Below are 25,391 nucleotides of genomic sequence, written 5' to 3'. Positions count from 1 at the left end.
GCCGGCGTGCCGGCCACGCCGCTGGACACCCGGTGCCATCGGTCATGCCCGACGGGCTGCGTGGCACCGCGCCCTGCAGCCTGTCCGCCCGAACGTGCAGTTCGTCGAACGCGGGCCGACACCGCCGGCCCGGCTGCCTAAGGTGAAGGCCTGTCTCGATTCCTTGCCGGAGCCTCCCATGCCTTTCCTTCGTTTCAGCGCCGCCACGGCGGCCACCGCAGCTGCCCTGCTCATGGCGGCCGCGCCCTGTGCGCACGCCGCCCCCACCCCGGCTCACTGCCCCGAGGTGCACGACCAACTGACGGAAGCCCTGGCCGCCGCCAAGCAGCGCGTGGGCCGTGACGGCCTGGTGCGGGTGGACTTCGAGGTCGATGCCCAGGGCCGCGCCCGCGCCGTGGCGCTGGACGGGACGCGCCGCTACCTCACGCCGGTGCGACTGGCCGTACCCAGCTTGCAATGCACGGCCGGCGCGCCCCAGCGCTATGTGGTGGAGGTTCGCTTCGCCGATTCGCCCGCGCCCACGCCGATGCTCGCGCAAGCCCGCGGCGGCTGAGGGCGCGGGTTCACAACGCCCGCTCGGCCGCGGCAATCAAGCGACTGATGCGCGAGACCGACAGCCCCAGTTGCCGGGCGAGGTCGGACATAGGCACGCCACCCTGGGTATGGGCCAACCACAGCGCCTGCTCACGAATGCCGTCAGCCTGCTGCAGCCACGCGTCAAACCCGGCGGCCTGCGGTGGGGTGCCCCCGGGGGCCGCGGCGAGGGCCCGCATGCGCGCGGCGAAGCGAGCGTCCCCCAGGAAGATCTGTTCCCGCAGTCGGCCGGGCCACAGCTGAAAGCCGGGGTCGGCCGCCACCAGCCTGGCGTAGCGTGCGCCGGCCTGGCGCTGTTGGGCGGCGGTGCGGGCCGGTCGCTGCAGCAGGTGCGCGTGCAGGCCGGCCGCGTCGAGCCAGTCCGGCGCGGGCTCCAGCGCGGCCAGCGCGCGGAAGCTGGAGGCGGGCCAGTCGGCCGCCGTGGGCACCAGCCCCAGCCGCACCGGGTTGAGATCCAGGTAGCGGCAGCTGTCCAGCAGGTGGTGTTCACGGTCCACCAGCACCGCGTGAAATCGCCCTTGGAACAAGGCGCCGCTGCCGCCGTGGCGGCGCTGGTGGTGCTGGGTGTAGACCCCATTCATGTGCCGCATCAGCAGCGACAGGTTGGCCCGGCGCGTGAACAGCAGCAGGTGGAAATGGTCGGGCAGCAGCACGTAGGCCAGGGCCTGCGCGTCGAATCTCAGCAGCGCCTGGGCCAGCAAGGCGCGCCAGGCGTCGTGGTCAGCCGCGTCGGCAAAGGCAGGCAGCCCGCGGTCGTACGGGCAATGGGCACTGATCAGGTAGACCGCACCCGCGATCTCAAGTCGAAGAGGCCGCGCCATGCGCCACCTTAAGTCGCGGCGCCCGGAATGGCAAGATGGCGGCTTGCCGGCCTCTGGAGGGCGCCCGCCCTTCCCCCGCTCCATGAAAACCCACCAGATCGAAATCCAGAAGTTCAAGGCCGCGTCCAACAACATCCACGGCCAGGTGATGTTCAAGATCGACGCCTTGGTGTCGAACCGCACGCCGGTCGACGGCATCGAACCCAGCAGCCTGCTGGTGATGACCGAACAGAACGCCCGTGTGCTCATGGCGCTGCTGAAAACGCAGCTCGCCGAGTTCGACAGCAAAAAACCCAAAAGCCGCCACGGCCGCCACGGCTGAACCCGCGCCCAGGACGCCCCGACGATGGAATACCCCCACTACAACCCCGCCTCCGACAACCGCCCCGTCTCTGACGAGGAACTGGAAGACCTCGACGAACTGCTGGCCGCGCTGCCCACCGACGGCGCGCTGAACATCGAGGCGCTGGACGGCTACCTGGCCGGCCTTTTGATGACCCCCGGGCGCAACCTGGCCGACGTGCCCGGCGCGGCCTGGCTGCCGGTCGTCTGGGGCGGCGACGGGGAGCCCGAGCCGGCCCCGTTCACCAGCGGCAAGCAGCGCAAGAAGGTGATGATGCTGGTGCTGCGGCACCTGCACTCCATCGACTGGGCCTGGACGAACCGCCCGCAAGCCTGGGAGCCCATCTTCAGCGTGGCCGACGGCGAGGGCGAAGACGAGGACCTGGAGTTCGCCGACGCCGAGGACTGGGCCGCCGGCTTCCTGATGGCGGTGGACCTGGCGCCCGAGGCCTGGGCCCCGTGGTTCGAGAACGGCGAAACGGCCGAGCTGCTGGCCCCGATTGCCGCGCTGGGCAGCCCGGACGGCGCGCTGGCCGAAGGCTCGATGGCCGCGCGTGACGAAGCCACCCGGAAGATTCCTGACGCCATGCTGGCGCTGTGGGCCCTGCGCAAGGGAGCGTGAACATGCACGCATTCCGGCTGGCCTCGCCCGCTGGAATGGGTCACACTCAAGTCATGTTGCACACCCTGCTCGCGTCGCTCGGCCTGGCCGTCTGCATCGCCCTGGCGGTGCACATGGCCCTGCCCTACCGGGCGCAGCGCTGGGTGGACACGCAAGCCCGGCGCGCATGGAACACCGTCAAGCAGCCGGGCGTGCGTCTGGCCGGCTGGTGGCGTGAGCGGCGAGACACCCGCGCCGCCGCGGCCGAAGCCGACCGCGTGATTCGCCGGGCCCGCGAGTCGGCCCTGCACGATGCCCGCGACAGCCGGGTGGACGGGGTCTGGGAAGGCAACGTGTACCGACCCAAGAACTTCGAGAAGCCCAAGAAGCCGCACTGAACGGCCAACAGGGCTGCAAGCCGACGCCGGTCAGTCGGCCGACTGCTGCAACTTCCACATGCTGGCGTAGCGGCCGCCCTGCGCCAGCAGCGCGTCGTGCCGGCCGCGCTCGATGACACGCCCCTGCTCCAGCACCAGGATTTCATGCGCATCCACCACGGTGGACAGCCGGTGCGCAATCACGAGCACGGTCTTGTTCTGCCCCACCGCCTCCAGCTCGGCCTGGATGGCCCGCTCGTTGGTGGAATCGAGCGCCGAGGTGGCCTCGTCAAAGATGAGCAGCGGCGGGTTCTTGAGCAGCGTGCGGGCAATCGCCACGCGCTGCTTCTCGCCGCCGGAGAGCTTCAGCCCCCGCTCGCCCACCACGGTGTCGTAACCCTTGGGCGTGCTGGCGATGAAGTCGTGGATGTGCGCTGCGCGGGCGGCGGCCTCCACCTCCGCCTGGCTCGCACCGGGCCGGCCATAGGCGATGTTGTAGGCCACGGTGTCGTTGAACAGCACCGTGTCCTGCGGCACGATGCCGATGGACCGGCGCAGGCTGTCTTGCGTGACCTGGCGGATGTCTTGCCCGTCGATGCGGATGCTGCCGCTGCCGATGTCATAGAACCGGTACAGCAGCCGCGCCAGCGTGCTTTTGCCGGAGCCACTGGGCCCCACCACCGCCACCTTGCGCCCGGCCGGGATCTCGAAACTCACGCCATGCAGGATGGGCCGCTCGGCGTCGTAGGCAAAGTGCACGTTGTCGAACACCACCGCCGCGCCTTGCACCTGCAGCGCGGGCGCGCCGGGGGCGTCGTCCACTTCCTGCGGACGGTCCAGCAGGCGGAACATCTTCTCGATGTCGGTCAGGCTCTGCTTGATCTCGCGGTACAGCACGCCCAGGAAATTCAGCGGGATGTAGAGCTGGATCATGAAGGCGTTCACCATCACCAGGTCGCCCAGGCTCATGCGGCCGTCCACCACGCCCTGCGTCGCCCGCCACAACATCAGCACCAGCGCCGTGGCGATGATGAGTTGCTGGCCGCTGTTGAGCAGCGAGAGCGTGGTCTGGCTCTTGAGCTGGGCACGGCGCAGCTTTTCCAGGCTTTCGTCGTAGCGGCGGGCCTCGAAGGATTCGTTGTTGAAGTACTTGACGGTCTCGTAGTTCAACAGCGAGTCGATGGCCTTGCTGTGCGTGACGGAGTCCAGCTCATTGAGCAGTTTGCGGAACTGCGTGCGCCACTCCGTCACCACCACCGTAAAGGCCACGTACACCACCAGCGCCGCCACCGTGATGCCGGCAAACCAGGCATCGAACTTCACGCCCAGCAGCGTGAGCACCAGCACCACCTCGATCAGCGTGGGCACGATGCTGTAGAGCGAATAGCTGATGAGCGAGTGCACCGCGCGCGTGCCGCGCTCGATGTCGCGCGTCATGCCGCCGGTCTGGCGCTCCAGGTGAAAGCGCAGGCTGAGTGCGTGCAGGTGGCGAAACACCTGCAGCGAGATGCTGCGCGCCGTGCCCTCCGTCGCCTTCGCGAACACCAGCTCGCGCAGCTCGGTGAAGAGCGACGTCAACAGCCGCAGCGCGCCGTAGGCCATCAGCAGGCCCAACGGCACCACCAGCACCGCCTCGGGCGCGCCGGGCTTGAGGTCCAGCGCGTCCACCAGTTGCTTGAGCAGCAGCGGCACGCCCACGTTGCTGAGCTTGGCCCCCACCATGAAGGCCAGCGCCAGGCCCACGCGCCAGCGGTAGCGCCACAGGTAGGGCAGCAGCCGGTGCACCGTGCCCCAGTCACCTTTCACGGCCGGGCCGGTGCCGGCGGGAATTCGATCGTTGGTTTGACGCATGTCGTGATTGTCCGCGGCGCTTCGGTGGTAGAACGGAAGCAACACCGCTCCCGCAAGGCTCGGATGACCGCCGCCCCTGACTCCCGTCTGCACGTGCTGGTCGTTGACGACGACCCACTGAACCTGCGCATCGCGGCCCGCTTGCTGCGTGAACTCGGCCACCAGGGCGCCTTGGTCAACAACGGCGCCAAGGCCGTTCAACTCGCCCGCGAGCAGCGCTTCGACCTGGTGCTCCTGGACATCCACATGCCCGGCCTCGGCGGGCAAGACACGCTGGCCGCCCTGCGCAGCCTGCCGCCCGGCAGCGCGCGGCCCAAGGTGCTGATGGTGTCGGGTGAAGCCGACCCGGCCACGCAGGCCCACTTCCTGGCCGCTGGAGCGGATGGCTTCCTGACCAAACCGCTGGCGCGCGACCCGCTGGCTCAAGCCCTGGCCAGCCTGAGCCGCGGCCGCCCGCTGGCATGAGCCCGCACAGCCGGCGCCCGCCCGGCAGCGGGCACGAGCGCTTGGCGCTGCTGGCCATCCTGGATGAGCAGGCCGGCGTGACCGAGAACGACCTGGACGGGCGCATCATCCGCGTCAACGCGCGCTTCGAGCAGTTGTGCGGTTATGGCGAGGCCGAGTTGCTGGGCCAGACCTTTGAGTTGCTGGACTCGGGCGTCCACAACGCCGACTTCTGGGAGGCCATCTGGCAGCAGCTGCGCGCCGGCCAGGCCTGGCACGGCGAGATTTGCAACCGCGCCAAGGACGGGCAGCTGTTCTGGGAAGACACCGTCATCGCCCCGGTGCCCGGCCCCGACGGCCAGACCCTGAAATACATCGCGGTGCGGCGCGACATCACGCCCACCAAGCAGGCCCAGGCCGAGCTTCAGGCCCGCCGGGCGGAACTGGCGCGCGTGCAGCACCTGGCCGGCGTGGGCGGCTGGACGCTGGACCGCGGTCGCCAGCGGCTGCTGCTGTCGGACGAATGCCGCCGCCTGTTGGGCCTGCCCCCCGGTGAGGACCTGGACCTGAACGGCGCGGCACGGCTGTTCCGGTCGGCCGACTGGAACGCCCTGCGTCAGGCCATCCGCGAAGCGGCCGAACACGGCCAGCCCTTCGACCGGCTGCTGGCCCTGCGCGCCCGCAACACAGCGCCGCGCTGGTTCCGGGCCATGGGCGAAACCGACACCGCACCGGGCCGTGCGCCCCAGCTGGTGGGCGCACTGCAGGAGGTGACCGCGCTCACGCTCGCTCAGCGCAGCGCCGAGGCCAACGAACGCACGCTGCGGTCGGCCATCGAGGCGCTGGACGAGCCCTTTGCGCTGTTCGATGCCGACGAGGCCCTGGTGTTCTGCAACGAGCGCTACCGCTACTTGGTGGGCACGCAGCACGGCACCGTGCAGCCTGGCATGCAGTACGAGGACGTGGTGCGGTTGGGCATGCGCAACGGCGGCGCCCTGCCCGACACCGACGATGTGGAAGGCTGGGTGCAGGAACAGATCGCCCTGTTCCGCACCCGCCACTCGGACCAGCAAAACGCCCTGCGTGATGGCCGCTGGATTCGTGCCATCAACCGCGGCACGGCCGACGGCATGCACGTGGTGTTCCGCATCGACGTGACCGAAAGCCGCCGCCGCATAGAAGCGGCCGGCGCGGCTGCGCGCAGCAAGAGCCAGTTCCTGGCCAACATGAGCCACGAGATCCGCACGCCGCTCAATGCGGTGCTGGGCATGTTGCAGCTGCTGGGGCACACCACGCTGGACGCCGAGCAGTCGGACCTGCTGCACAAGGCCGACGGTGCCGCGCGCCACTTGCTGGGGCTGCTCAACGACATCCTGGACCACTCCAAGGCCGAGGCCGGCAAGATGACGCTGGAGCCTTTGCCGCTGCACCTGCCGCACCTGCTGGACGAGCTGCGCGTGATCCTCAGCGCCAACATCGGCAGCAAGCCCGTCGCGCTGAACTTGGTGCTGGACCCGCAGGTGCCGCACTGGCTGGTGGCCGACGCCATGCGCCTGCAGCAGGTGCTCATCAACCTGGCGGGCAACGCCTTGAAATTCACCGAGCGCGGCGAGGTGCGCGTGGAGGTGCGCCTCGTCGGCCTCGACGACACCACGGCCCGCCTGCACTTCGCCGTGACGGACACCGGCATCGGCATCGCCCCCGAGCAGCGCGAGGCGATCTTTGCGGCGTTCAGCCAGGCCGAGATTTCCACCACACGCCGCTTCGGCGGCACGGGGCTGGGCCTGTCCATCAGCCAGCGGCTGGTGCACCTCATGGGCGGAGACCTTCAGCTCGACAGCGAGCTGGGCCGCGGCAGCTGCTTTCACTTCGAGTTGCCCCTGCCCCTGGCTGATGCCGCCACCGTGGCGGGCATGGCCCCCCGCCCGGCCGCCGCCCCCGGGCCCTCGGCAGCGCCCGGCGCGCCGCGCCTGGCCGGCCTGCGCCTGCTGCTGGCGGAAGACAACGCACTGAACCGCGAAGTGGCGCGCAAGCTGTTGGGGCGCGAGGGCGCCACCGTGGTGTGCGCCGAAGACGGCGAACAAGCCCTGGCCGCGCTGGACCGCGAGCCCTTCGACCTGGTGCTGATGGACATGCAGATGCCGCACATGGACGGGCTGCAGGCCACCCGACAACTGCGTCGTGACCCGCGCTGGGCCACGCTGCCGGTACTGGCCATGACGGCCAACGCCAGCGCCGAAGACCGCAACACCTGCCTGGCGGCGGGCATGAACGGGCATGTGGGCAAGCCCTTCAACCTCGACACCCTGGTGGCCCTGGTGCTGGGCCTGTGCGGCCACGCCCCGCTGCCCGGGCACCGCCCGGACGCCCCGCCGCCGGCGTGGGAGGACAGCGCGGTGCTGGACGACGCTGGAGCGCTGGCCCGCTTCGGCCATGACCGCAACTTCTACGCCGGCCTGCTGCGTGAATTTGACCCTCAGGCCCGCCGCCTGGTGGATCGGCTGCTGCAGCAGGGCGACCGCGACGCCGCGCACCAACTCAAGAGCGGCGCGGCGGCGGTGGGCGCCTACCGGCTCTCCGCCCTCTGTGCGGTGTTGGAGGCTGGGCGCGAGCCCAGCATTGCCGCCGACGACGCGAAACGATTGCAGGCGGAACTTGACGCCGTGAGCCGCGCCGTGCAAGGGTGGCTCAGCACCTTTGACGGTGCGCAACACGGGGCCGCGGCGCTGGCACCCACGCTGCAGGCCTTGGCCGACAGCCTGCACAGCCAGTCGCTCGACTGCTTCGACCGTTTCGACGCCCTGGTGGCGGCGCACGGCGAGCAACTCGGCGCCGCGCTGGACCCGCTGCGCGAAGCCATGGCCGCGTTCGACACCGAGGCGGCTGAGACCGCCTGCCGCGGTTTGCTGTTTGATTTAAGCCAAAGCAAGGGTCTGTCTGCGCATTGACGCGTCAGGTCTTGCCGCTATGCTGAACCACTGATCGCCGAACCGCAGCATCACCGCGGCCGGCGGACCACCGTTCCACCAGAGAGAGGGCGACATGCGTACGAACCTGCCGGTGACCCAGAACGAGTATTCCTTTCCGCCGGATCAAACACTCATCTCCATCACGGACCTCAAAGGTCGCATCACCTACTGCAACACGAACTTCGTGAACGTGAGCGGCTACACCAGCGCGGAGCTGATGGGGCAGCCGCACAACCTGGTGCGCCACCCCGACATGCCGGAAGAAGCCTTCCGCGACATGTGGGCCACCATCGAAGCCGGCATGCCCTGGAGCGCGCTGGTGAAGAACCGCCGCAAGAACGGCGACTACTACTGGGTTCGAGCCAACGCCACGCCGGTGCGCGACGGCGCACGCACGGTGGGCTACCTGTCGGTGCGCACCCGCCCGGATGCCACTGAAACCCGCGCGGCCGAGGCGCTGTACGCCAAGATGCGCGAGGAGGCCGCCGCCGGCCGCCGCGTGACCGTGCTGCGCCACGGCGTGGTGCAACGTAACGACCTGATCGGCCGCACACTGGAAGCCTTGCGGCCGGAACTGCGCGGCCGCGTGGTGGGCCTGGCATTGCTGGCCGCCGCCCTGCCAGCGGCCGCCGCGGCGATGGATGCGCCCACCTGGGGCACCGTGCTGGCGGCTGCGGTAGGGGCCACGCTGTCCAGCGTGGGCCTGCTGGTCAGCGCCGTGCAGCCCTTGCGCGGGGTGATCGCCACCGCCAACCTGCTGGCGGGGGGCGACCTGACCCGGGCCGTCGAGGTCAGCGGCCGTGGCGAGATCGGTGAGTTGCAGCTGGCGCTGGCCCAGCTCACAGTGTCGGTGCGCACCGTGGTGCGGGATGTGCGCCACGAGGTGGCCAACCTGCTCGGCGGCGCGCAAGAGATTGCCGCGGGCAATCAGGACCTGTCGTCCCGCACCGAGTCGCAGGCCAGCAGCCTGGAACAAACCGCTGCGGCCATGGACCAGATCGGCGGTACGGTGAAGCAGACCTCCGAGCTCGCCGGTGAAGGCGCGCAGTTTGCGCGCGACACCGCCGGCGTGGCCCACCGCAGCCAAGAGGCGGTGCACAGCGTGGTGGACACCATGCAGGAGATCGCCGACTCGTCACGCCGCATCGGCGACATCATCCAGGTCATTGAAGGCGTCGCCTTCCAAACCAACATCCTGGCGCTGAACGCCGCGGTGGAAGCGGCCCGCGCCGGCGAGCAGGGCCGGGGCTTCGCGGTGGTGGCGTCTGAAGTGCGCGCGCTGGCGCAGCGCACCAGCAGCGCTGCCAAAGAGATCCGAACGCTCATCGAGGAATCGCGCGAGCGCGTCGAGGCCGGCGGTCAGCGCGCGGCCGACGCCAAGGTGCGCATGGACGAAGTGATGTCCGCCGTGTCCCGCGTGACGCATGTGCTGGAGCAAATCGACAGCGCCGCCCGCGAGCAATCCATCGGCGTGGGCCAGGTGGGCGAGGCCGTGCAGCATCTGGACTCCATCACCCAGCAGAACGCGGCCATGGTGGAAGAGCTGGCCGCGTCGGCCAGTGCCCTGAACAGCCAGGTGGGTCTGGTGCACAACACCATCCGCGTGTTCCGGCTCACGTCGAAGGACAAGTCCCTCGCGGAGGAAGATGCCGTCGAGATGCGGCGTCAGGAAAAGGTCAGCGCGGCCGCCCCGAGCCGCGCACCGGCCGCGAAGGAACCCGCCCCATCGGCCGCGCCTCAAACCCACGCCAAGGCCAGCCCTTCGGGCGCCAAGCCCGCGCAGGCGCCGGTTGCCCGCCCGGCCCCACGCGCCGCACCGGCCCCGGCCGCCACCGCAGCGGACGAAGACGACTGGACGAGTTTCTAAGGCACGCGCGGCGCCACTGAAGGGACAATCCGGGCATGAATTCGATCCCTACCCCGGCTGCGGCCGGTGTCCAGCGCGAGCTGGTTCTGCGCGTGATGCCCATGCCGGCCGACGCGAACGCCAACGGCGACATTTTTGGCGGCTGGATCATGGCGCAGGTGGACATTGCCGGCTCCATCCTGCCCGCACGCCTGTCCCGCGGCCGCGTGACGACCGTGGCCGTCAATGAGTTCATCTTCAAGCAGCCGGTCTCCATCGGCGACCTGCTGAGCTTCTACGCCACCGTGACCCGCGTGGGCCGCACCTCGATCACGGTGCACGTGGAAGTGATGGCCGAGCGCGACCCCGAGAACCTGCACGTGGTGAAGGTGACCGAAGCCAACCTGACCTACGTGGCCATCGACAACGACGGCAAGCCCAGGCCCATCACCACCTGATCGGCCACGGCCTCGGCCCAGAGCGCGTAGCCGCGGGGGCCGGGGTGGAAACCGTCTTCGGCCATCCAGCGCGCGGCGTCTTGCTGCAAGGCCGCCGGCAAGGGCAACACCACGCGGCGCGGCTGGCCGGCCACTGCTGCCTGAAGGGCTGCGTTGTAGCGCGCGGCCTCACGGCCAAAAAACCAGCGCAGGGGCTGCGGCAGCAGCGGGAAGTGCTGCATCGGCGGCGCGGCGCAGTGCACGGTGAACTGCACACCAGCCCGGTCCACCGCCTGCTGGTGCAGGGCGTGCAGGTCCGCCAAGGCTTGGCGCGCGGGCACCTGCTCCACCACGTCGTTCACGCCCAGTGCGGTCACCAGCACATCGGCCGGCTGCAACACCGCCGACGCGAGCTGCGCGTGCGCCTCCCGCGTGCCGTGGCCGCTGGCTGCCACCAGCTGCCACCCCACCGGCCGGCCAAGCCGGCGGCGCAAGGCCTGGGCGAGACACCCCGCCAGGGCTTGATCCTGATGGCGCGCGCCCACGCCGGCCGCTGACGAATCGCCCACGATCAACACGCGCAGGGCATCGCCCTCGGCGGCACGGGGCCCGGCCGCTTCGGGCAGCCGCAGCGCGGTGGCGCGCACCCGGCGCCCCTGCCAGAGCAGCAGCGGCCCCAGCAGGAGCTTGGCGATCACTCGAACTTCGAGAAGTCGGGCGCGCGCTTTTGGAAGAAGGCCTGGAAGGCTTCCATCGCCTCGGGGCTGCGCAGACGGGCGCCGAAGACCTGCGCCTCGCGCGTGATGGCGGCCTTGACCGCCTCGCGCTGCGGGTCACGGATCAGCTTCTTGCTGTCGCGCACCGCGCCCGGGGCCAGGGTGTTGAAGCGCTCGGCCACACGGCGCGCGTGGTTCAGCACTTCGCTGGCAGGCAGCACACGGTTGGCGATGCCGCATTCCACGGCCTGCTCGCCGGTGAAGGGGTCGCCCAGCAGCAGCTTTTCTGCCGCGCGCACGTTGCCCATCAACTGCGGCACCACCACGCTGGACGCGAACTCGGGCACCAGGCCCAGGCCCACGAACGGCATGGCCAGGCGCGCCTCGTCGGCCACGAACACGAAGTCGCAGTGCAGCAGCATCGTCGTGCCGATGCCGATGGCCGCGCCCGTCACCGCCGCCACGACGGGCTTGCCGCAGTCCACCAGCGCGTGCATGAACTGGAAGGTGGGCGCGTCTTCGCCGCGCACCGGGCCGGCCATGAAGTCTTCCAGGTCGTTGCCCGAAGTGAAGATGCCGGGCTGACCGGTGATGAGCACGGCGCGCACGGCCTTGTCGGCGTCGGCCGCGCGCAGCGCATCGGCCATGGCCTGGTACATCGCCTGCGTGATGGCGTTCTTCTTTTCCGGGCGGGCGATCTCGATCGTCGCAACGCCATTGACGGTGTAGGTCTTGATGGTCATCGGTGGGGCTTTCAGGTCAGGCGTGGGCGGTCAGCGGCTGGAACTGGGTCCAGTGCTGGGCCAGGTGCATGAGGTGGGCGCGCTCGTACTGCGGCTTGGTCAGCTCGCCATACGCGAAATGCGGGCGCAGCGTCCCGTTGAAGTCGGCAAACGCTTCCATGGCGTCCAGCAGGCGCTGCACGGACACCTTCAGCGCCTGGGTGGCTTCCAGGGCTGGCGCGCCGGGAATGGGTTCGTCCAGGCTGTGGCTCATCTCGCCACGGGCATTGAACACGGCAAACGCCGCGGAGCCGACCGTCGAGCGAAACCAGGCGCCCTTGAGCACCGGGTAGCCCTGCATCGAGAACTCGATGCTCTGCGCGAGATGCTGCAACACCTGGCTGAGGTTCCAGGGATTGCCCTGCACAGCCTTGGGCACGAACAGCAGGTCCAGCACGGCCTGCTGCGCCTGCCGCCAGGTGGTGAACGTGGTGAGCCGCCCCGAGCAGCCGGCCAAGGGTGCGGCCGAGAGCAGCACCATCGACGATCCAAGCCATTTGCGTCTGTTCATGAAAGGCGATTCCTGCCTGTGATCAAGCGCGCATTGTCGTGCGGTGCTGGGGCCTGAGGCCCGGGCGGCGCTGGCGGGGCCAGCTCGTCACGGGCACCCCCTGGCGAGGTCGGGCGACGCCCGCCGGGGGTGGGTTGGCTTACAGGCGCTCGAAGATGCCCGCAGCGCCTTGGCCGGCGCCCACGCACATCGTCACCATGCCGTACTTGCCGCCGGTGCGGCGCAGGCCGTGGATGACCGACGCAGCGCGGATGGCACCCGTGGCGCCCAGCGGGTGGCCCAGCGCGATGGCGCCGCCGTTGGGGTTGACCTTGGCGCGGTCCAGCTCGATGCCCTTGCTGTCCAGGTCGTTCAGCACGGCCAGGCTCTGTGCAGCGAAGGCTTCGTTCAGCTCGACCCAGTCCAGGTCCTTGGCGGAAATGCCAGCGGCCTTCAGTGCGGCGGGAATGGCTTCGATGGGGCCGATGCCCATGATCTCGGGCGGCACGCCGCGCACGGCGAAGGACACGAAGCGGGCCAGCGGCGTCAGGTTGTAGCGCTTGAGCGCGGCTTCGCTGACGATCAGCAGGCCACCCGAGCCATCGGACGTTTGCGAGCTGTTGCCGGCGGTGACGCTGCCCTTGGCGGCGAACACGGGCTTGAGCTTGGCCAGGCCTTCCAGGCTGGTGTCGGGGCGCGCGCCTTCATCCAGGCTGACCGTGCGGGTCTTGATGTTGACCGTGCCGTCGGCCAGGTTGGGCGTGCGCTCGACGACGTCGAAGGGCGTGATCTCGGCGGCAAAGTGACCGGCCTGCATGGCGGCCACGGCGCGGCGGTGCGATTCCACCGAGAACGCGTCCTGCGCTTCGCGGCTGATCTTCCACTGCGCGGCCACCTTCTCGGCCGTCAGGCCCATGCCGTAGGCGATGCCGATGTTCTCGTCCTTCTCGAAGATCAGCGGGCTCAGGGACGGCTTGTTGCCCCCCATCGGGATCATGGACATGGACTCCACGCCACCGGCGAACATCACGTCGGCTTCGCCCACGCGGATGCGGTCGGCGGCCATCTGCACGGCGGTGATGCCGGAGGCGCAGTAGCGGTTCACCGTCACGCCGCCGATGGTGTTGCCCAGACCCGCCAGCACCGAGGCCACGCGGGCGATGTTCATGCCCTGCTCGCCTTCGGGAAAGGAGCAGCCGACGATGGCGTCTTCAATCGCGGCCGGGTCCAGGCCCGGGGCCTGGGCCAGCGCGGCCTGCATCACCTTGACGAGCATCTCGTCCGGGCGGGTGTTCTTGAAATAGCCGCGGCCGCTCTTGCCAATGGGCAGACGGGTGGCGGAGACGATGTAGGCGTCTTGGACTTGCTTGCTCATGTTGCTTCCTTTCAAGCCTGGGGCTTGCTTTTGGATGTCTCTTTGGGCACCCAGGCCCAGACAAATTCACACTGGATCGGCTCGATGCCGGCTTCATCGGTCACGGTCACGGCCACGGTGACCTCACCCTTGGTTTCGTTCGCCATCGCAAAGCGCTGCGCGGCCGTCAGGTGTGCCTTGGCCACCAACCCACCGGTGGCGCGGCGCTTGAAGTTCACCTGCAGCGACTTGCACAGCGGCAGACAGTCATCCCGCACATTCATGCCCACCACCATGCCGGTGGCGGTTTCGGCCAGCAGCGACATGGCCGCCGCATGCACGCCCTTGATGTGGTTTTGCACCGGACGCTGGTTGGCGATGCGGATTTCGCTGCTCTCAGGCGAGAGCGCCACGAAATCCAGCGATGCCGTGCCGGTGAAGGGCACGGCCCGGCGCAAGGCGAAGTTGCGCGCGACACCCCTCAGCGGGGCGGGCAGGCCGTCCAGCTTGGCGAGGGTGCGTTGAAGCCGGTTCATGGCCTGGCTTAGTTGCGGACGGGCTTGCCCGTTTGCAGCATCCCCATGATGCGTTCTTGCGTCTTGGGGTTGTCCAGCAGCGAGCAGAAGTGCTTGCGCTCCAGGGCCATCAGGTACTCCTCGGTGACCAGGGAACCGGCCTCGACCTCACCACCGCAGACCACGTCGGCAATCGCCGCGGCCAGGTGGTAGTCGTGCGCGCTGACGAAGCCGCCGTCACGCATGTTGGCAACCTGGCCCTTGATGGTGGCGATGCCACTGCGGCCCGCCACCGGGAACAGCGCCTTGTGCGGCGGGCGGTAGCCGGCTTCGGCCATGCCCAGCGCGGTGGCCGTGGCCACGTGCAGCAGTTCGTCCTTGTGCGGCACGATGACGTCGCTGTCCAGCAGGAAGCCGTTCTTCTTGGCTTCGTGCGCGGAGGTGGCGACCTTGGCCGTGGCGGCGGTCAGGAAACCGTCCTTCAGGAAGGTCAGGATGTCGGCACCGGCATTGCCGGCCGCGGCCATCTCGGCGGCACGGCGGGCGATGTAAGTCAGGCCGCCGGCACCCGGCACCAGGCCCACGCCCACTTCCACCAGTCCCACGTAGCTCTCGACATGCGCCACGCGGCGGGCGCAGTGGATGGCCAGCTCGCAGCCGCCGCCCAGCGCCAGGCCACGCATCGCCGCCACCACCGGCACCGAGGCGTAGCGGATGCGCAGCATCGCATCCTGCAGCTTCTTCTCTTCCGGGGCGATGCCCTTGCTGCCCATCTTCATGAAGACGGGCATCAGGCTTTCCAGGTTGGCGCCGGCGGAGAACACGTCGTCCGGGCTCCAGATCACCATGCCTTGGTAGTCGGCCTCGGCAATCTCGACGGCCTTGATCAGGCCCTCGGTCACGGCCGGGCTGATCAGGTGCAGCTTGGCGGTGATGGAGGCGATGACAACCTTGCCGTCCAGCGTCCAGACGCGCACTTCGTCGTTCTTGAACAGCTCGGTGCCGCTCTTCAGCGGGTCGGCGGCGCCGGTGCCCAGCAGCGATTCACGGAAGGCCTGGCGGCTGTAGACCGGCAGTTCGCTGCGCGGCTTGAACTGGCCTTCGGCGGCGCTCCACGAGCCTTGCGGCGTGTGCACGCCACCGGCTTCGGCGACGGGGCCGGACGTGACCCAGGCCGGCAGCGGCTCGGTGCTGAGCGCCTTGCCCGCGGCGATGTCTTCGGCGATCCAGCCGGCCACCTGGTTCCAGCCGGCGGCTTGCCACAGCTCGAACGGGCCTTGGCTGCTGCCGAAGCCCCAGCGCATCGCGAAGTCGATCTCGCGGGCGGTGTCGGCCACGGTGTTCAGGTGCACGGCGGCGTAGTGGAAGCTGTCGCGCAGGATGGCCCACAGGAACTGGGCTTGCGGGTTGGTGCTTTCGCGCAGCAGCTTCAGGCGGTCGGCCGGCTGCTTCTTGAGCATGCGAGCAACGATCTCGTCGGCCTTCTTGCCGCCGGCCACGTACTCACCCGTGGCGAAGTCCAGGCGCTGGATGTCCTTGCCCACCTTCTTGTAGAAGCCGGCGCCGGTCTTCTGACCCAGCGCGCCATTCTCGATCAGGCCGGCCAACACCTTGGGCGTGGCGTAGGTGCTGTAGAACGGGTCGTCCTTCAGGTTGTCCTGCATCGTCTTGACGACGTGGGCCATGGTGTCCAGGCCCACCACGTCGGCGGTGCGGAAGGTGCCGGAGGAGGCGCGGCCCAGCTTCTTGCCGGTCAGGTCGTCCACCACGTCCACCGACAGGCCGAACTTCTCGGCTTCGATCATCGTGGCCATCATGCCGGCGATGCCGACGCGGTTGGCGACGAAGTTGGGCGTGTCATGGGCGCGCACGACGCTCTTGCCCAGCGCGGTGGTGACGAAGGCTTCGAGCTGGTCGAGGATGACCGGCTGCGTGGTCGGGGTGTTGATCAGCTCCACCAGCGCCATGTAGCGCGGCGGGTTGAAGAAGTGGATGCCGCAGAAGCGCGGCTTGATTTCTTCCGGCAGCACTTCGGAGAGCTTGGTGATGCTCAGGCCCGAGGTGTTGGACGCCACGATGGCGTGCGGCGCCACGAACGGCGCGATCTTGGTGTACAGGTCGAGCTTCCAGTCCATGCGCTCGGCGATGGCCTCGATGATGAGGTCACAGCCCTTCAGCACGTCCAGGTGCTCTTCGTAGTTGGCTTGCTGGATCAGCGCGGCTTCCGACGCATCCCCCAGGGGCGCCGGCTTGAGCTTCTTCAGGCCTTCCACGGCCTTGGTCACGATGCCGTTCTTCGGGCCTTCCTTGGCGGGCAGGTCGAACAGCACGACGGGCACCTTGCAATTGACAAGGTGGGCAGCGATCTGCGCGCCCATCACGCCGGCGCCGAGCACGGCGACCTTGCGGACTTGGAATCGACTCATTGATTTCTCCAGGATGTTTTGGTTACTCGACGCGCACCCAAGTCTGGCTGCGGCCGAAGAGGGGGGCGCCGATGTAGCCACGCACCTCGAGTTTTTTTCCACCGTCCACGGGCTTCAAGCGCGTGCGGTAGGTCTTTCCGTCTTTGGGGTCGAGGATCTCACCGCCCCCCCAGACGCCGTCGCCCTCGCCCTTCACGCCGCGGATGATTTGCAGGCCGACGACGGGCTGGTCCTTGCGGTCGTCCTTGCACTTGTCGCACTTGGCGTCGCCCGGGTCCTTGGGGTCCAGCAGCTTGTCGATGCTGCCCACCAGGGCGCCCCCCTGTTCGCTGATGCGGACCAGCGACTTCGCGGTTTTGCCGTCGTCGTCAATGGTCTTCCACAGGCCCACGGGTGAGGTCTGCGCGAACGCAAACGCGGGCATCAGCAGGGCAACAGCGAACAGGAATTTCATCGGGGCATCCTTGGCGTCAGGCGGTGGCGAAGCCGCGTCAGAACAGGGCTTCTTCCATTTCCATCAGCGGCGACAGGCCCGCGCGGCAGGTGCGGATCAGCGTGGCAGTTTCAGGCAGCAGCTTGGCGAAGTAGAAGCGCGCCGTGGCCAGCTTGGCGGTGTAGAACGGGTCGCCGCTGTCCTTCTTGGCCAGGGCGATCTTGGCGGCCTGGGCGAAGAAGTAGGCGAAGGTCATGTGACCGACCACGCGCAGGTAGTCCACCGCGGCGGCGCCGACTTCGTCGGGGTTGCCGAAAGCCTTCATGCCGATCTCTTGGGTCAGCTTGTTGACCTTGTCGCCCAGGTCGGCCAGCGGGTTCACGAACTCCTGCATGGCTTCGTTGGTGCCCTCTTCCTCGATGAAGGCAGCGATCTTCTTGCCGAACTTCTTCAGCGTGGCGCCGTTGTTGCCCAGCACCTTGCGGCCCAGCAGGTCCAGCGACTGGATGGTGTTGGTGCCTTCATAGATCATGTTGATGCGCGCGTCGCGCACGAACTGCTCCATGCCCCACTCATGGATGAAGCCGTGGCCGCCGAACACCTGCAGGCAGTGCGACGTGGCCAGCCAGCCGTTGTCGGTGATGAAGGCCTTGATGATGGGCGTCAGCAGCGCGACTTCAGCGTCGGCTTCCTTGCGCTCGTCTTCATCGTCGCTCTTCAGCGCCTTGTCCAGCTGCAGCACGGTGTAGCCCTGCAGCATGCGGCCGCCTTCGGCAAAGGCACGCGCGGTCAGCAGCATCTTGCGCACATCGGGGTGCACGATGATGGGGTCGGCAGCCTTGTCCGGTGCCTTCACGCCCGACAGCGAACGCATCTGGATGCGGTCCTTGGCGTAGGCCACGGCGTTTTGGTAGGCCACTTCGGTCAGGCCCAGCGACTGGTTGCCCACGCCCAGACGGGCGGCGTTCATCATCACGAACATCGCGGCCAGGCCCTTGTTGGGCTCGCCCACCATGGTGCCCACGGCGCTTTCCAGCACCATCTGGCAGGTGGCGTTGCCGTGGATGCCCATCTTGTGCTCGAGGCCGCCGCAGTAGATGCCGTTGCGCTCGCCCAGGCTGCCATCGGCCTTCACCAGGAACTTGGGCACCAGGAACAGCGAGATGCCCTTGGAGCCGGCCGGCGCATCCGGCAGGCGCGCCAGCACCAGGTGGACGATGTTTTCGGCCAGGTCATGCTCGCCGGCCGAGATGAAGATCTTGGCGCCGGTGATCTTGTAGGTGCCGTCGGCTTGCGGTTCGGCCTTGGTGCGCAGCAGGCCCAGGTCGGTGCCGCAGTGCGGCTCGGTCAGGCACATGGTGCCGGTCCACTCGCCGCTGGTCAGCTTGGGCAGGTAGGTGGCCTTTTGCTCGGGCGTGCCGTGGGCGTGCAGCGCCTCGTAGGCACCGTGGCTCAGGCCGGGGTACATCGTCCACGCCTGGTTGGCCGAGTTCAGCATTTCGTAGAAGAACTGGTTCACCGTGTGCGGCAGGCCCTGACCGCCGAAGTCCGGGTCGCAGGACAGAGCCGGCCAGCCGCCTTCCACGTACTGCTTGTAGGCTTCCTTGAAGCCCTTGGGCGGCGTCACCTCGTGGGTGGCTTTGTCGAGCTTGCAACCCTCGGCGTCGCCGCTCAGGTTGATGGGGGCGATGACCTCGGCGGCGAACTTGCCACCTTCTTCGAGCACCGCGTTGATCGTGTCAGCGTCGATGTCCTCGTGGCCGGGCAACATCTTCAGCTCGTCGACGACGTTCAGCAGCTCGTGCATGACGAACTGCATGTCACGCATGGGCGGGGTGTACTGGGGCATCGAAAACTCCTGGAGAGGTGGGTGGGTGATGGGGTTCAGCGCTTGACGGCGCTGGTTTTGGAAGCCTTGCGGCGCTGCTCGATCTCGAGGCCGGCCGGCGTGGCGTAGAACTGGATCGTTCGGTCGAAACCGACCCCGGCGCGGGTGAGCGCGCCCGGGATGCGCATGAAGCGCGCGTCGTGGTGCAGCGACAGGATCAGGCCGTGCAGTTCGAACACGATCTGCTCGACATCGGCGTCGGGCTGCAGGTGTCCTTCCTGCACCGAGAGCACGATGGCCTTGTGCAACGCGGCGTGCCAGGCCTTGACCATGCCGACCAGGGCGTCACGCACCGGGCCAGGCCGGTCGTCGAATTCGACGGCGCCGCTGATGTAGATGCAGCCCGAGTCCACTTCCACGGACACGCGGCGCACCCAGCGCTCGAACATGGCCCGCAAGCGCGGCAGACCCCGCGCTTCGCGGATGGCGATGAAGAAGACTTCTTCCTCGAACTTCGCGTGGTACTCGGTCACCACCGCGATCTGCAATTCCTCGCGGGAGCCGAAGTGGGCGAACACGCCCGACTTGCTCATGCCCGTCACGTCGGCCAGCGCGCCGATGGACAAACCTTCCAGGCCCATGTGAGACGCCAGTCCGAGCGCGGCTTCGAGGATGGCGGCGCGGGTCTGCTGGCCCTTTTGCAACGAGCGCGGCACGCGCGCCGGCTTCGCAGCGCGGAGCGGTGCGGCTTTCTTGGCGGGGACGGGCAGCGGGCTCACGGCAAGGGCAGAAATAAAACGAACGATCGTTCTATTTTGCAGGTCGCTCCCGCGACAGCGCCAGCCCAGTCCGACGAAATCCTAGGGTGATGTGCCTAAAACTGCCAGGGCCTCAGGGTAATCACCAACTTCCCAAGCGCTCTCAACGACGCCGCACTGTCACGTCAGCACGCTTGAGCGGCATGCCCGTTCTGAAGTAGTCTGTCCCCAAGGAGGTTGACGCTGTGGATGTGCTCCAACTCGATGTCTCCGGCCGGCCCCAGGCCTGGATCACCACGCGCGAGGCGGCGGTGATCTATGCCAGCGACGGCGTCGCCTGGACACTGGGCGACACCTGCCAGGTACTGCGCGGCGGGCTGCAGCGCAGCAGTGGGCTGCAGTCACGCATCGAAGTGCACCCCATCATCGCGGTGCGCGGCGCGGTGCCCAGCCGGGCCTGGCGCCAGGCGCCTGCGCTGACCAACAGCAAACTCTTTGTGCGCGATCGCTTCATGTGCGCGTACTGCGGCCACCGCCACCCCGCCGAAGATCTCACCCGTGAACACATCCACCCCACCTCCCGCGGCGGGCAAGACAGCTGGATGAACTGCATCACCGCCTGCCGCGCGTGCAACGGCCGCAAAGGCAACCGCATGCCGGAAGAGGCGCACATGAGCCTCATGTACCTGCCCTACGTGCCCAGCCTGCATGAAGACATGATCCTGCGCGGCCGCCGCATCCTGGCCGACCAGATGGAGTTCCTGCTGGCCAGCGTGCCGCGCAACTCGCGGCTGCACGGCTGAGCGGCCGAATCAGCTGGGCGGCCGGGCCGTTCGGGGTAAAGACTTGTAGTGCGCCGTCGCCGCCGGTCAACGGACTGACAATTCGAGACGTTAGGCGGCTGTATCGCCTTCGGAGACCTTGAATGTCCAAACTGATCACCTCGCTCACCGTCGTTGCCGCCCTGGCGCTGTCGGCCTGCTCCACGACCAGCCCTGACGTCGTGCAACGGCACGACGCGCAGCGCCTGTCGCAGGTGCAAGACGCCACCGTCCTGTCGTCGCGCCCGGTCGTGGTGGATGGCTCGCAAAGCGGCATCGGCGGCGTGGCAGGGGGTGTGACTGGCGCCATCGCCGGCAGCTCGGTCGGTGGCCGTCGTGAAGGTCAGGTCGTCGGGGTGCTGGGCGCCGTGGCCGGCGCCGTGATTGGCAACGCCATCGAGCGCTCGGCCACCCGTGAAGACGCGCTGGAAATCATCGTGCAGTTGCGCAACGGCGAGCGCCGGGCCATCATCCAGGCCAAGGGCAACGAAACCTTCAACAGCGGCGACCCGGTGGTGCTGGTCACCACCGGCGGCAAGACCCGCGTGACGCGCGCCCCCGCGGTGACGCCCACAGCTGCCCCCGGCAGCGCCAGCTGACCCGCCACGCACCCGGGGCGACCCACGCCCCCCAGGGCTCCCCCGGGGCGCCTTCCCCTCACGGCCAGCGCTGGCTCCAGGCCAGCCCGGCCGCCCAGGCGGCACTGCCAAGGCTGTTGCCCCGCGTCACATGCAGCCGCAATTGCTGCCCGCCCCAGCGCTGCTGGCCATACACCGTCAGCTCGGCCTGCGGGCCCACGCGGCTGACCGCTTCACGGGCATGGGCAAACGCTCCCCATTGCCAATCGGCCACCCAGGGCGACTGCGCCCCCAGCTCGGCATGCCAGGCGTTGCGCCGCGGCGTGCGGCCGGCCGGTGTGCCGGTGACGCGGTAGCCCAACTCCCCGAACACCAGCCACTGCGCCGGGGCCACATGCGCCCACTCCAGCTGCACCACCGCGTCTGACGCGCCGGTGCCCAGACCCCGTGCCGCGCTGCCGGTCGCGGTTTTCCATTTCACAGCCAGGTCCCAGCCGGACTGCGCCGCCCCCAGGGCCTGCAGTTCGCGACTGAGCTTGAGCACCACGTCGCCCAGCCCCGCGGCGCGGCCATCGGCGTCACGCCGCTGCAGCACGGGCACATCCAGGCCCCACTGCCACCCGGCCGGACTGCCGCGCAGGCTCCAGCTCGCCTGGTCCAGCCGGTCGGCCTCCAACTCGCCCGCCGAACCGGTGGAGCGCTCGACAGCCCATTCCATGCGCAGCAGGCCCCAGGGTGCCGGCGAGCGCGTTGCGGCGCCCGCCGGGTCGTCCGTGCTGGCCTCGGCCGCCAGGGCCGTGGCCAGCAGCCAAACAAACGCCGGCTTCACCCGACCTTCTCAACCTTTTGGGGCTTCTCAGGCTTTTCGGGCTTCTCGAGCTTTTCCGGCTTCTCAGCCTTCTCCACCTTTTCGATCTTTTCGATCTTTTCGATCTTTTCAGCCTTCTCGACCTTCTCGACCTTTTCGATCTTTTCGACCTTCTCCACCTTCTCAGCCTTTTCCGGCTTTTCCGCCTTCTCGACCTTGGCTTGCACCGGCATCACAGCCAGGCCCAGCGCCACGCACAGCGCAGAGGAGGACAGCACGAACTTGTTCATCACGATTCCTTGGATCAAAGGGTTGGCCGGCGCCGCCATCGGTGCCGGTGCGTCCTTCAGCGCAACAGCCATGCCAGGCCTGAAAACGCCAGCCACCCCGGGGAAATGCCCCGCCTGCAACAGCTGGTTGCAGCCATCTGGGGGAAATGCCCCAACCTTTGCCCTCGATGCGCGCCTTGCCCCACCCGCCCCTCGACACCCACGGCGCGTGACAATCGCGCGCTTTGCGCAGCCCCATCGCCATGAACGACATTGAAGAGCCCGTCCACGAAGCCCGCCTGTGGCGCGACAACGGCTGGACCGCCCAGGTCATCAAGAACGAAGACGACGAGGGCTGGGCCGTGGCGATGTTCAAAGCCGGTGAAAGCGAGCCGGCGCTGGTGGGCCCGTGGACCATGGGGCGCGACAAGAAGAACCCCAAGCCGCTGGATGTGAATGCGTTCAACACGCTGGTGAAAACCGCGTCCGAGGTGATCCGCCGCCACGAGCAGCAGTTGCATGCCCAGCTCAACAAGGCGCTGTACGTGGCGCGGGATGGGCAATGGCTGAGGGTGTCGCTGGAAATCGTGCCGGCCGAGGATGACCCTTACGCGTGGCTGCGCGCGCACGACGCGGCCGGCGAGCAGCTTGCCCAGGTCAAAGTGGCGGCGAACTTCCGGCTCAGCCAGAGCGCGGCTGAGGCCTGGGTGGACGCCGGCTTCGAGCGCCCGGCCAGCCGCGACTGAGCGGCTACGCCAGATCCACCACCGACAGCGCAGCGCCATCGCGCGGCAGCGTCTTCACCCGGCGCCCGTCGGGCGCGATGACGACACTGCCGCCGAAACCCTGGGGCCCCGGCAGGTTCAGGCCTTCGGGCCAGTTGCTTTGCAGCACCCAGGCGCCCAGTTGACGCGCCAGCGTCTCGGCTCCGTGCACGTAGGCCCGGCACAGCGCCGCCTGCTCGGCGTCGCTCTCGCCGATGTAGCTGGGCCAGAACACCACACGCGGCAAGCCCTCGCCGCCGGCAGGCACGGCCGTCAGCTCGGGCAGCAGGGTGGCCACATCCAACATCTCGCGGCACAGCACCGAGGTGGCCAGCAGCCCGCCCAGCACCGTCCAGCCCCGCGCACCGCCCGGGCTGAAGAAGCTGGCCTCGCTGGCCGTCAGCCCGCGCTTATGGACGCGAGCGACCTCGCGGCCCGAGGCATCGATGTACACGTGGCTGTTGAACACCGCGCCGCCCTCGCCCAGCGTGGGCAGGCCAACGACCGCCGCGATGCCGAGCCGGGCACAGGCAGCGCACACCTGCGCCTCGGCAGCGGCCAATGCCGCTGCGTCGAGCAGTTCGGGCAGGCGGCGGTGAAAGCCCGTCAGCGCCAGCTCCGTGCACACGCAACCCTCGGCGCCGGCTGCCGCCGCGGCTTCCAGCGCGGCCAGCACCTCGGCCAGGTTGCCGGCCAGCGTCCAGTGCATGCGCGGCTGGGCAATGGCCCAGCGCTGCGCCGTCAAGCCGCGATCTCGAAGGTGAGCCCGGCGCGGGCGTGCAGGCGCCGCACCAGGGCCAGGCCCATGGCACTGCCGGGCGTCCACACGCCCCCCGCCGTGGCGCTGCGGTCCACGTCACGCAACAGGCACAGCGCCGCTTCGCTGATGAGCTTGCAGGTGGAGCCGTAGCCCGGGTCGCGGTCGCCCTTGACGATGGCGCGCAGGCTCTGCCCGCCTGCCGCGCGGCCGGTGAACCACACCTGGTAGTGCCCAGCCTCGCGCGCGGCGGCGTTCGGGCCATCCCCCGGCTGCGTCAGCACAAACCGGCGCAGAAACGCCCGCGTGGGGCCGAAGCCCAGCAGCAGGTTCTGCAGCTTGGTGAAGCGGGCCAAGGCCCGCGCCTTCTTGCGGCCCTTGTCGCCCTGGCCCGGTTTGCCGGTCAGCATCTTCTCGCTGTAGACGAAATCCGCACCCCACGGGTGGCCGCGCAGCGCGTTGCTGCGGTGCACGTTCTTGGTGTTGATGGTGGCCATCACGAAGGGGCCGGTCCAGGCATCGGCCCAGTCGTCGAAGTCAGCGCACTGGTCGGCCGGCTGACGCGGGCCCTTGAAGCCCGGCGTCAGCGCGAACGGGTTGGCCATCACCTTGATGAGCTGGGGCTCGCGCCGCACGGCAGCCACGGTTTCCATCATGCTGGCCAGCGTGCCACCCGAGGCCGCCCCCTTGAGCCGCGCCACGCGGCCGCGCACCTCGGGCAAAGGCGCGCCGAAGCGGGCCTGTGCCTCGGCCTGCAGGTACACCACGCCCAGGTCGAACGGGATGGAGTCAAAGCCGCAGGAGAACACGATGCGCGCGCCGCTCTTCTGCGCCAGCGGCGTGAGCTTGTCGACCATGCGGGCCATCCACAGCGGCTCGCCGCAGAGGTCCACATAGTCCGTGCCGCCCTCGGCGCAGGCGGTGGCCAGCGGCTCGCCATGCAACTGGTACGGGCCCACCGTGGTGATGACGACGCGCGTGCGGGCCACCAGCGCCTGCAGCGAAGCGGCATCGCCCGCGTCGGCCTTCAGCAGCGCCACCGACGGCGGCAGGTGCAGCTCGTCGCGCACCTGGGCGAGCTTGTCGAGGTTGCGGCCGGCCATGGCCCAGCGAGCGCCGTCGGCGCCACTGCGGTGCAGGTACTCCGCCACCAGCCGGCCGGTGAAGCCGGTGGCGCCGAACACGATGAGGTCGAACTCTCGCGTGCTGTCGTTCATGCTGTCTTGCCTTTCATCGCCCGCCAGTCGCTGCGCAACAGCGACAAGGCATGGCAGTCCACATACTCACCCGCCACGAACACCATGCCGCGCTGGATGCCTTCGTGCCGGAACCCGGTCTTCTCGGCCACGCGGCGCGACGCATGGTTGTGCACCGACATGCCGCACTGCAGCCGGTTGATCGGCCAGTTCTCGAACAGGTAGTCCACCAGCAGCGACGCCGCTTCCGTGGCCAGGCCCTGGCCGCGCAAGGCCAGATCGGCCATCGTCCAGCCGATCTCGCGGGCCGTGGTGTAGCGGGCCACCGAGAAGTGGATCACGTCACCGATGACGGCCCCGTCCGACAGGTGACACACCAGCAGCCGCTCGGCGTCGTCGCTGGAAAAGCCGTTGTCGTGCCAACGCTGTTCCAGCGTGTGCGGCGGCATCATGCGCGAGCCCATGAAGGGGCCGCGCACCTGCGGGTCACTGGCGGTGCGCTTGAGCCACGGCAGGTCGGCCTCGGTCACGTGGCGCAGGCCGACGCGTTGTCCTCGAATCATGGGCGTCCTTTGCAAAAAAAAGCCCGGCGCGAAGCCGGGCCGGTGCGGTGC

The 25,391-nt window shown here is 68.8% G+C and carries 27 protein-coding genes; 11 read left to right on the top strand and 16 right to left on the bottom strand.

Going from position 1 to position 25,391, the window contains the following annotated elements; genetic code table 11:
- Window positions 1-178: 178 nt before the first annotated feature.
- A complete protein-coding gene (locus ACG01O_RS01640) occupies window positions 179-553 on the top strand; it encodes a hypothetical protein (RefSeq protein WP_394380575.1) in 375 nt (124 codons plus the stop codon).
- 10 nt (window positions 554-563) lie between these two features.
- Here ACG01O_RS01640 and ACG01O_RS01635 read toward each other — a convergent pair whose 3' ends face one another.
- Window positions 564-1,415, bottom strand: a complete 852-nt coding sequence (locus tag ACG01O_RS01635; protein WP_394380573.1) for a transposase — start codon at window positions 1,413-1,415, stop codon at window positions 564-566.
- 82 nt (window positions 1,416-1,497) lie between these two features.
- On the opposite strand from ACG01O_RS01635, the gene ACG01O_RS01630 reads away from it, so the two are divergent.
- From ACG01O_RS01630 to ACG01O_RS01620, 3 genes are read left to right on the top strand one after another with little or no spacing between them, the layout of a single operon-like run.
- Window positions 1,498-1,737 (top strand): hypothetical protein, encoded by a 240-nt coding sequence (locus tag ACG01O_RS01630; RefSeq protein WP_394380571.1) that lies wholly within the window; start codon window positions 1,498-1,500, stop codon window positions 1,735-1,737.
- 24 nt (window positions 1,738-1,761) lie between these two features.
- The gene (locus ACG01O_RS01625; RefSeq protein WP_394380568.1) at window positions 1,762-2,379 is read left to right on the top strand and encodes a UPF0149 family protein; all 618 of its coding nucleotides are present in this window, start codon (window positions 1,762-1,764) and stop codon (window positions 2,377-2,379) included.
- Between the two features lie 53 nt (window positions 2,380-2,432).
- The gene (locus ACG01O_RS01620) at window positions 2,433-2,756 is read left to right on the top strand and encodes a hypothetical protein (protein ID WP_394380566.1); all 324 of its coding nucleotides are present in this window, start codon (window positions 2,433-2,435) and stop codon (window positions 2,754-2,756) included.
- Between the two features lie 30 nt (window positions 2,757-2,786).
- On the opposite strand, the gene ACG01O_RS01615 is transcribed toward ACG01O_RS01620, so the two are convergent.
- On the bottom strand, window positions 2,787-4,586 hold the full coding sequence (locus tag ACG01O_RS01615) for an ABCB family ABC transporter ATP-binding protein/permease (protein WP_394380563.1): 1,800 nt from the start codon (window positions 4,584-4,586) through the stop codon (window positions 2,787-2,789).
- Window positions 4,587-4,649: 63 nt separating this feature from the next.
- Between ACG01O_RS01615 and ACG01O_RS01610 the strand changes: the two genes are divergently transcribed.
- From ACG01O_RS01610 to ACG01O_RS01595, 4 genes are all read left to right on the top strand, one after another.
- Window positions 4,650-5,051 carry a response regulator gene (locus ACG01O_RS01610; protein ID WP_394380560.1) on the top strand — a complete coding sequence of 134 codons (402 nt, stop codon included), beginning with the start codon at window positions 4,650-4,652 and terminating at the stop codon, window positions 5,049-5,051.
- Window positions 5,048-7,978: an ATP-binding protein gene (locus tag ACG01O_RS01605; protein ID WP_394380558.1), complete on the top strand. Its 2,931-nt coding sequence runs from the start codon at window positions 5,048-5,050 to the stop codon at window positions 7,976-7,978. Before ACG01O_RS01610 ends, ACG01O_RS01605 begins: the two co-directional genes overlap by 4 nt.
- Before the next feature lie 94 nt (window positions 7,979-8,072).
- The gene (locus ACG01O_RS01600; protein WP_394380556.1) at window positions 8,073-9,866 is read left to right on the top strand and encodes a methyl-accepting chemotaxis protein; all 1,794 of its coding nucleotides are present in this window, start codon (window positions 8,073-8,075) and stop codon (window positions 9,864-9,866) included.
- A gap of 35 nt (window positions 9,867-9,901) precedes the next feature.
- A complete protein-coding gene (locus tag ACG01O_RS01595; protein ID WP_394380553.1) occupies window positions 9,902-10,303 on the top strand; it encodes an acyl-CoA thioesterase in 402 nt (133 codons plus the stop codon).
- Here the strand turns inward: ACG01O_RS01595 and ACG01O_RS01590 are convergent.
- From ACG01O_RS01590 to ACG01O_RS01550, 9 genes are all read right to left on the bottom strand, one after another.
- Window positions 10,255-10,980, bottom strand: coding sequence for an SGNH/GDSL hydrolase family protein (locus ACG01O_RS01590; protein ID WP_394380550.1), 726 nt, complete (start codon window positions 10,978-10,980; stop codon window positions 10,255-10,257). The genes ACG01O_RS01595 and ACG01O_RS01590 overlap by 49 nt on opposite strands.
- On the bottom strand, window positions 10,977-11,741 hold the full coding sequence (locus tag ACG01O_RS01585) for an enoyl-CoA hydratase (protein ID WP_394380547.1): 765 nt from the start codon (window positions 11,739-11,741) through the stop codon (window positions 10,977-10,979). The genes ACG01O_RS01590 and ACG01O_RS01585 overlap by 4 nt, the downstream gene beginning before the upstream one ends.
- Window positions 11,742-11,757: 16 nt before the next feature.
- Window positions 11,758-12,291, bottom strand: coding sequence for a DUF1569 domain-containing protein (locus ACG01O_RS01580; protein ID WP_394380544.1), 534 nt, complete (start codon window positions 12,289-12,291; stop codon window positions 11,758-11,760).
- A 139-nt stretch (window positions 12,292-12,430) separates the two neighbouring features.
- Entirely contained in the window at window positions 12,431-13,645 is a 1,215-nt protein-coding gene (locus tag ACG01O_RS01575; protein WP_394380541.1) for an acetyl-CoA C-acyltransferase, read from the bottom strand.
- An 11-nt stretch (window positions 13,646-13,656) separates the two neighbouring features.
- Window positions 13,657-14,160 carry a DUF4442 domain-containing protein gene (locus tag ACG01O_RS01570; protein ID WP_394380538.1) on the bottom strand — a complete coding sequence of 168 codons (504 nt, stop codon included), beginning with the start codon at window positions 14,158-14,160 and terminating at the stop codon, window positions 13,657-13,659.
- A gap of 8 nt (window positions 14,161-14,168) precedes the next feature.
- Complete coding sequence (locus tag ACG01O_RS01565) at window positions 14,169-16,565, bottom strand: 3-hydroxyacyl-CoA dehydrogenase/enoyl-CoA hydratase family protein (protein WP_394380535.1); 2,397 nt, start codon at window positions 16,563-16,565, stop codon at window positions 14,169-14,171.
- Between the two features lie 22 nt (window positions 16,566-16,587).
- On the bottom strand, window positions 16,588-17,019 hold the full coding sequence (locus ACG01O_RS01560; protein WP_394380532.1) for a DUF2147 domain-containing protein: 432 nt from the start codon (window positions 17,017-17,019) through the stop codon (window positions 16,588-16,590).
- Between the two features lie 37 nt (window positions 17,020-17,056).
- A complete protein-coding gene (locus tag ACG01O_RS01555) occupies window positions 17,057-18,847 on the bottom strand; it encodes an acyl-CoA dehydrogenase C-terminal domain-containing protein (RefSeq protein ID WP_394380530.1) in 1,791 nt (596 codons plus the stop codon).
- A gap of 35 nt (window positions 18,848-18,882) precedes the next feature.
- Entirely contained in the window at window positions 18,883-19,596 is a 714-nt protein-coding gene (locus tag ACG01O_RS01550; protein WP_394382462.1) for a TetR/AcrR family transcriptional regulator, read from the bottom strand.
- Window positions 19,597-19,829: 233 nt separating this feature from the next.
- Here ACG01O_RS01550 and ACG01O_RS01545 point away from each other — a divergent pair, with 233 nt between their 5' ends.
- Together ACG01O_RS01545 and ACG01O_RS01540 are read left to right on the top strand one after the other, a co-directional pair.
- The gene (locus tag ACG01O_RS01545; protein ID WP_394380527.1) at window positions 19,830-20,387 is read left to right on the top strand and encodes an HNH endonuclease; all 558 of its coding nucleotides are present in this window, start codon (window positions 19,830-19,832) and stop codon (window positions 20,385-20,387) included.
- Between the two features lie 122 nt (window positions 20,388-20,509).
- The gene (locus tag ACG01O_RS01540; RefSeq protein WP_394380524.1) at window positions 20,510-21,004 is read left to right on the top strand and encodes an outer membrane lipoprotein; all 495 of its coding nucleotides are present in this window, start codon (window positions 20,510-20,512) and stop codon (window positions 21,002-21,004) included.
- 58 nt (window positions 21,005-21,062) lie between these two features.
- On the opposite strand, the gene ACG01O_RS01535 is transcribed toward ACG01O_RS01540, so the two are convergent.
- Window positions 21,063-21,812: a hypothetical protein gene (locus ACG01O_RS01535; RefSeq protein ID WP_394380521.1), complete on the bottom strand. Its 750-nt coding sequence runs from the start codon at window positions 21,810-21,812 to the stop codon at window positions 21,063-21,065.
- Entirely contained in the window at window positions 21,809-22,081 is a 273-nt protein-coding gene (locus ACG01O_RS01530) for a hypothetical protein (RefSeq protein WP_394380518.1), read from the bottom strand. The genes ACG01O_RS01535 and ACG01O_RS01530 overlap by 4 nt, the downstream gene beginning before the upstream one ends.
- A gap of 242 nt (window positions 22,082-22,323) precedes the next feature.
- Here ACG01O_RS01530 and ACG01O_RS01525 point away from each other — a divergent pair, with 242 nt between their 5' ends.
- Window positions 22,324-22,806: a hypothetical protein gene (locus ACG01O_RS01525; protein ID WP_394380515.1), complete on the top strand. Its 483-nt coding sequence runs from the start codon at window positions 22,324-22,326 to the stop codon at window positions 22,804-22,806.
- Between the two features lie 4 nt (window positions 22,807-22,810).
- On the opposite strand, the gene ACG01O_RS01520 is transcribed toward ACG01O_RS01525, so the two are convergent.
- Genes ACG01O_RS01520 through ACG01O_RS01510 form a run of 3 tightly spaced genes read right to left on the bottom strand, consistent with a single transcriptional unit; the run spans window position 22,811 to window position 25,340 of the window.
- Window positions 22,811-23,569: a nitrilase-related carbon-nitrogen hydrolase gene (locus tag ACG01O_RS01520; RefSeq protein WP_394380512.1), complete on the bottom strand. Its 759-nt coding sequence runs from the start codon at window positions 23,567-23,569 to the stop codon at window positions 22,811-22,813.
- Window positions 23,566-24,798, bottom strand: coding sequence for a saccharopine dehydrogenase family protein (locus tag ACG01O_RS01515; protein ID WP_394380509.1), 1,233 nt, complete (start codon window positions 24,796-24,798; stop codon window positions 23,566-23,568). Before ACG01O_RS01515 ends, ACG01O_RS01520 begins: the two co-directional genes overlap by 4 nt.
- Window positions 24,795-25,340: a GNAT family N-acetyltransferase gene (locus tag ACG01O_RS01510; RefSeq protein WP_394380506.1), complete on the bottom strand. Its 546-nt coding sequence runs from the start codon at window positions 25,338-25,340 to the stop codon at window positions 24,795-24,797. Before ACG01O_RS01510 ends, ACG01O_RS01515 begins: the two co-directional genes overlap by 4 nt.
- Window positions 25,341-25,391 lie beyond the last annotated feature (51 nt).

The organism is Pelomonas baiyunensis (assembly GCF_043555935.1).
Classification (GTDB): domain Bacteria; phylum Pseudomonadota; class Gammaproteobacteria; order Burkholderiales; family Burkholderiaceae_C; genus Pelomonas; species Pelomonas baiyunensis.
This window is presented reverse-complemented; position numbering and strand designations above follow the sequence as displayed.

What these genes read in the sequence shown, in the direction of transcription:
- ACG01O_RS01610 (WP_394380560.1), top strand. Translation starts at nt 4,650, where the DNA reads ATGACCGCCGCCCCTGACTCCCGTCTGCACGTGCTGGTCGTTGACGAC.
- ACG01O_RS01595 (WP_394380553.1), top strand. Translation starts at nt 9,902, where the DNA reads ATGAATTCGATCCCTACCCCGGCTGCGGCCGGTGTCCAGCGCGAGCTG.
- ACG01O_RS01630 (WP_394380571.1), top strand. Translation starts at nt 1,498, where the DNA reads ATGAAAACCCACCAGATCGAAATCCAGAAGTTCAAGGCCGCGTCCAAC.
- ACG01O_RS01560 (WP_394380532.1), bottom strand. Translation starts at nt 17,019, where the DNA reads ATGAAATTCCTGTTCGCTGTTGCCCTGCTGATGCCCGCGTTTGCGTTC.
- ACG01O_RS01635 (WP_394380573.1), bottom strand. Translation starts at nt 1,415, where the DNA reads ATGGCGCGGCCTCTTCGACTTGAGATCGCGGGTGCGGTCTACCTGATC.
- ACG01O_RS01605 (WP_394380558.1), top strand. Translation starts at nt 5,048, where the DNA reads ATGAGCCCGCACAGCCGGCGCCCGCCCGGCAGCGGGCACGAGCGCTTG.
- ACG01O_RS01580 (WP_394380544.1), bottom strand. Translation starts at nt 12,291, where the DNA reads ATGAACAGACGCAAATGGCTTGGATCGTCGATGGTGCTGCTCTCGGCC.
- ACG01O_RS01540 (WP_394380524.1), top strand. Translation starts at nt 20,510, where the DNA reads ATGTCCAAACTGATCACCTCGCTCACCGTCGTTGCCGCCCTGGCGCTG.
- ACG01O_RS01525 (WP_394380515.1), top strand. Translation starts at nt 22,324, where the DNA reads ATGAACGACATTGAAGAGCCCGTCCACGAAGCCCGCCTGTGGCGCGAC.
- ACG01O_RS01510 (WP_394380506.1), bottom strand. Translation starts at nt 25,340, where the DNA reads ATGATTCGAGGACAACGCGTCGGCCTGCGCCACGTGACCGAGGCCGAC.
- ACG01O_RS01570 (WP_394380538.1), bottom strand. Translation starts at nt 14,160, where the DNA reads ATGAACCGGCTTCAACGCACCCTCGCCAAGCTGGACGGCCTGCCCGCC.
- ACG01O_RS01625 (WP_394380568.1), top strand. Translation starts at nt 1,762, where the DNA reads ATGGAATACCCCCACTACAACCCCGCCTCCGACAACCGCCCCGTCTCT.
- ACG01O_RS01530 (WP_394380518.1), bottom strand. Translation starts at nt 22,081, where the DNA reads ATGAACAAGTTCGTGCTGTCCTCCTCTGCGCTGTGCGTGGCGCTGGGC.
- ACG01O_RS01600 (WP_394380556.1), top strand. Translation starts at nt 8,073, where the DNA reads ATGCGTACGAACCTGCCGGTGACCCAGAACGAGTATTCCTTTCCGCCG.
- ACG01O_RS01555 (WP_394380530.1), bottom strand. Translation starts at nt 18,847, where the DNA reads ATGCCCCAGTACACCCCGCCCATGCGTGACATGCAGTTCGTCATGCAC.
- ACG01O_RS01515 (WP_394380509.1), bottom strand. Translation starts at nt 24,798, where the DNA reads ATGAACGACAGCACGCGAGAGTTCGACCTCATCGTGTTCGGCGCCACC.
- ACG01O_RS01585 (WP_394380547.1), bottom strand. Translation starts at nt 11,741, where the DNA reads ATGACCATCAAGACCTACACCGTCAATGGCGTTGCGACGATCGAGATC.
- ACG01O_RS01615 (WP_394380563.1), bottom strand. Translation starts at nt 4,586, where the DNA reads ATGCGTCAAACCAACGATCGAATTCCCGCCGGCACCGGCCCGGCCGTG.
- ACG01O_RS01640 (WP_394380575.1), top strand. Translation starts at nt 179, where the DNA reads ATGCCTTTCCTTCGTTTCAGCGCCGCCACGGCGGCCACCGCAGCTGCC.
- ACG01O_RS01620 (WP_394380566.1), top strand. Translation starts at nt 2,433, where the DNA reads ATGTTGCACACCCTGCTCGCGTCGCTCGGCCTGGCCGTCTGCATCGCC.
- ACG01O_RS01575 (WP_394380541.1), bottom strand. Translation starts at nt 13,645, where the DNA reads ATGAGCAAGCAAGTCCAAGACGCCTACATCGTCTCCGCCACCCGTCTG.
- ACG01O_RS01565 (WP_394380535.1), bottom strand. Translation starts at nt 16,565, where the DNA reads ATGAGTCGATTCCAAGTCCGCAAGGTCGCCGTGCTCGGCGCCGGCGTG.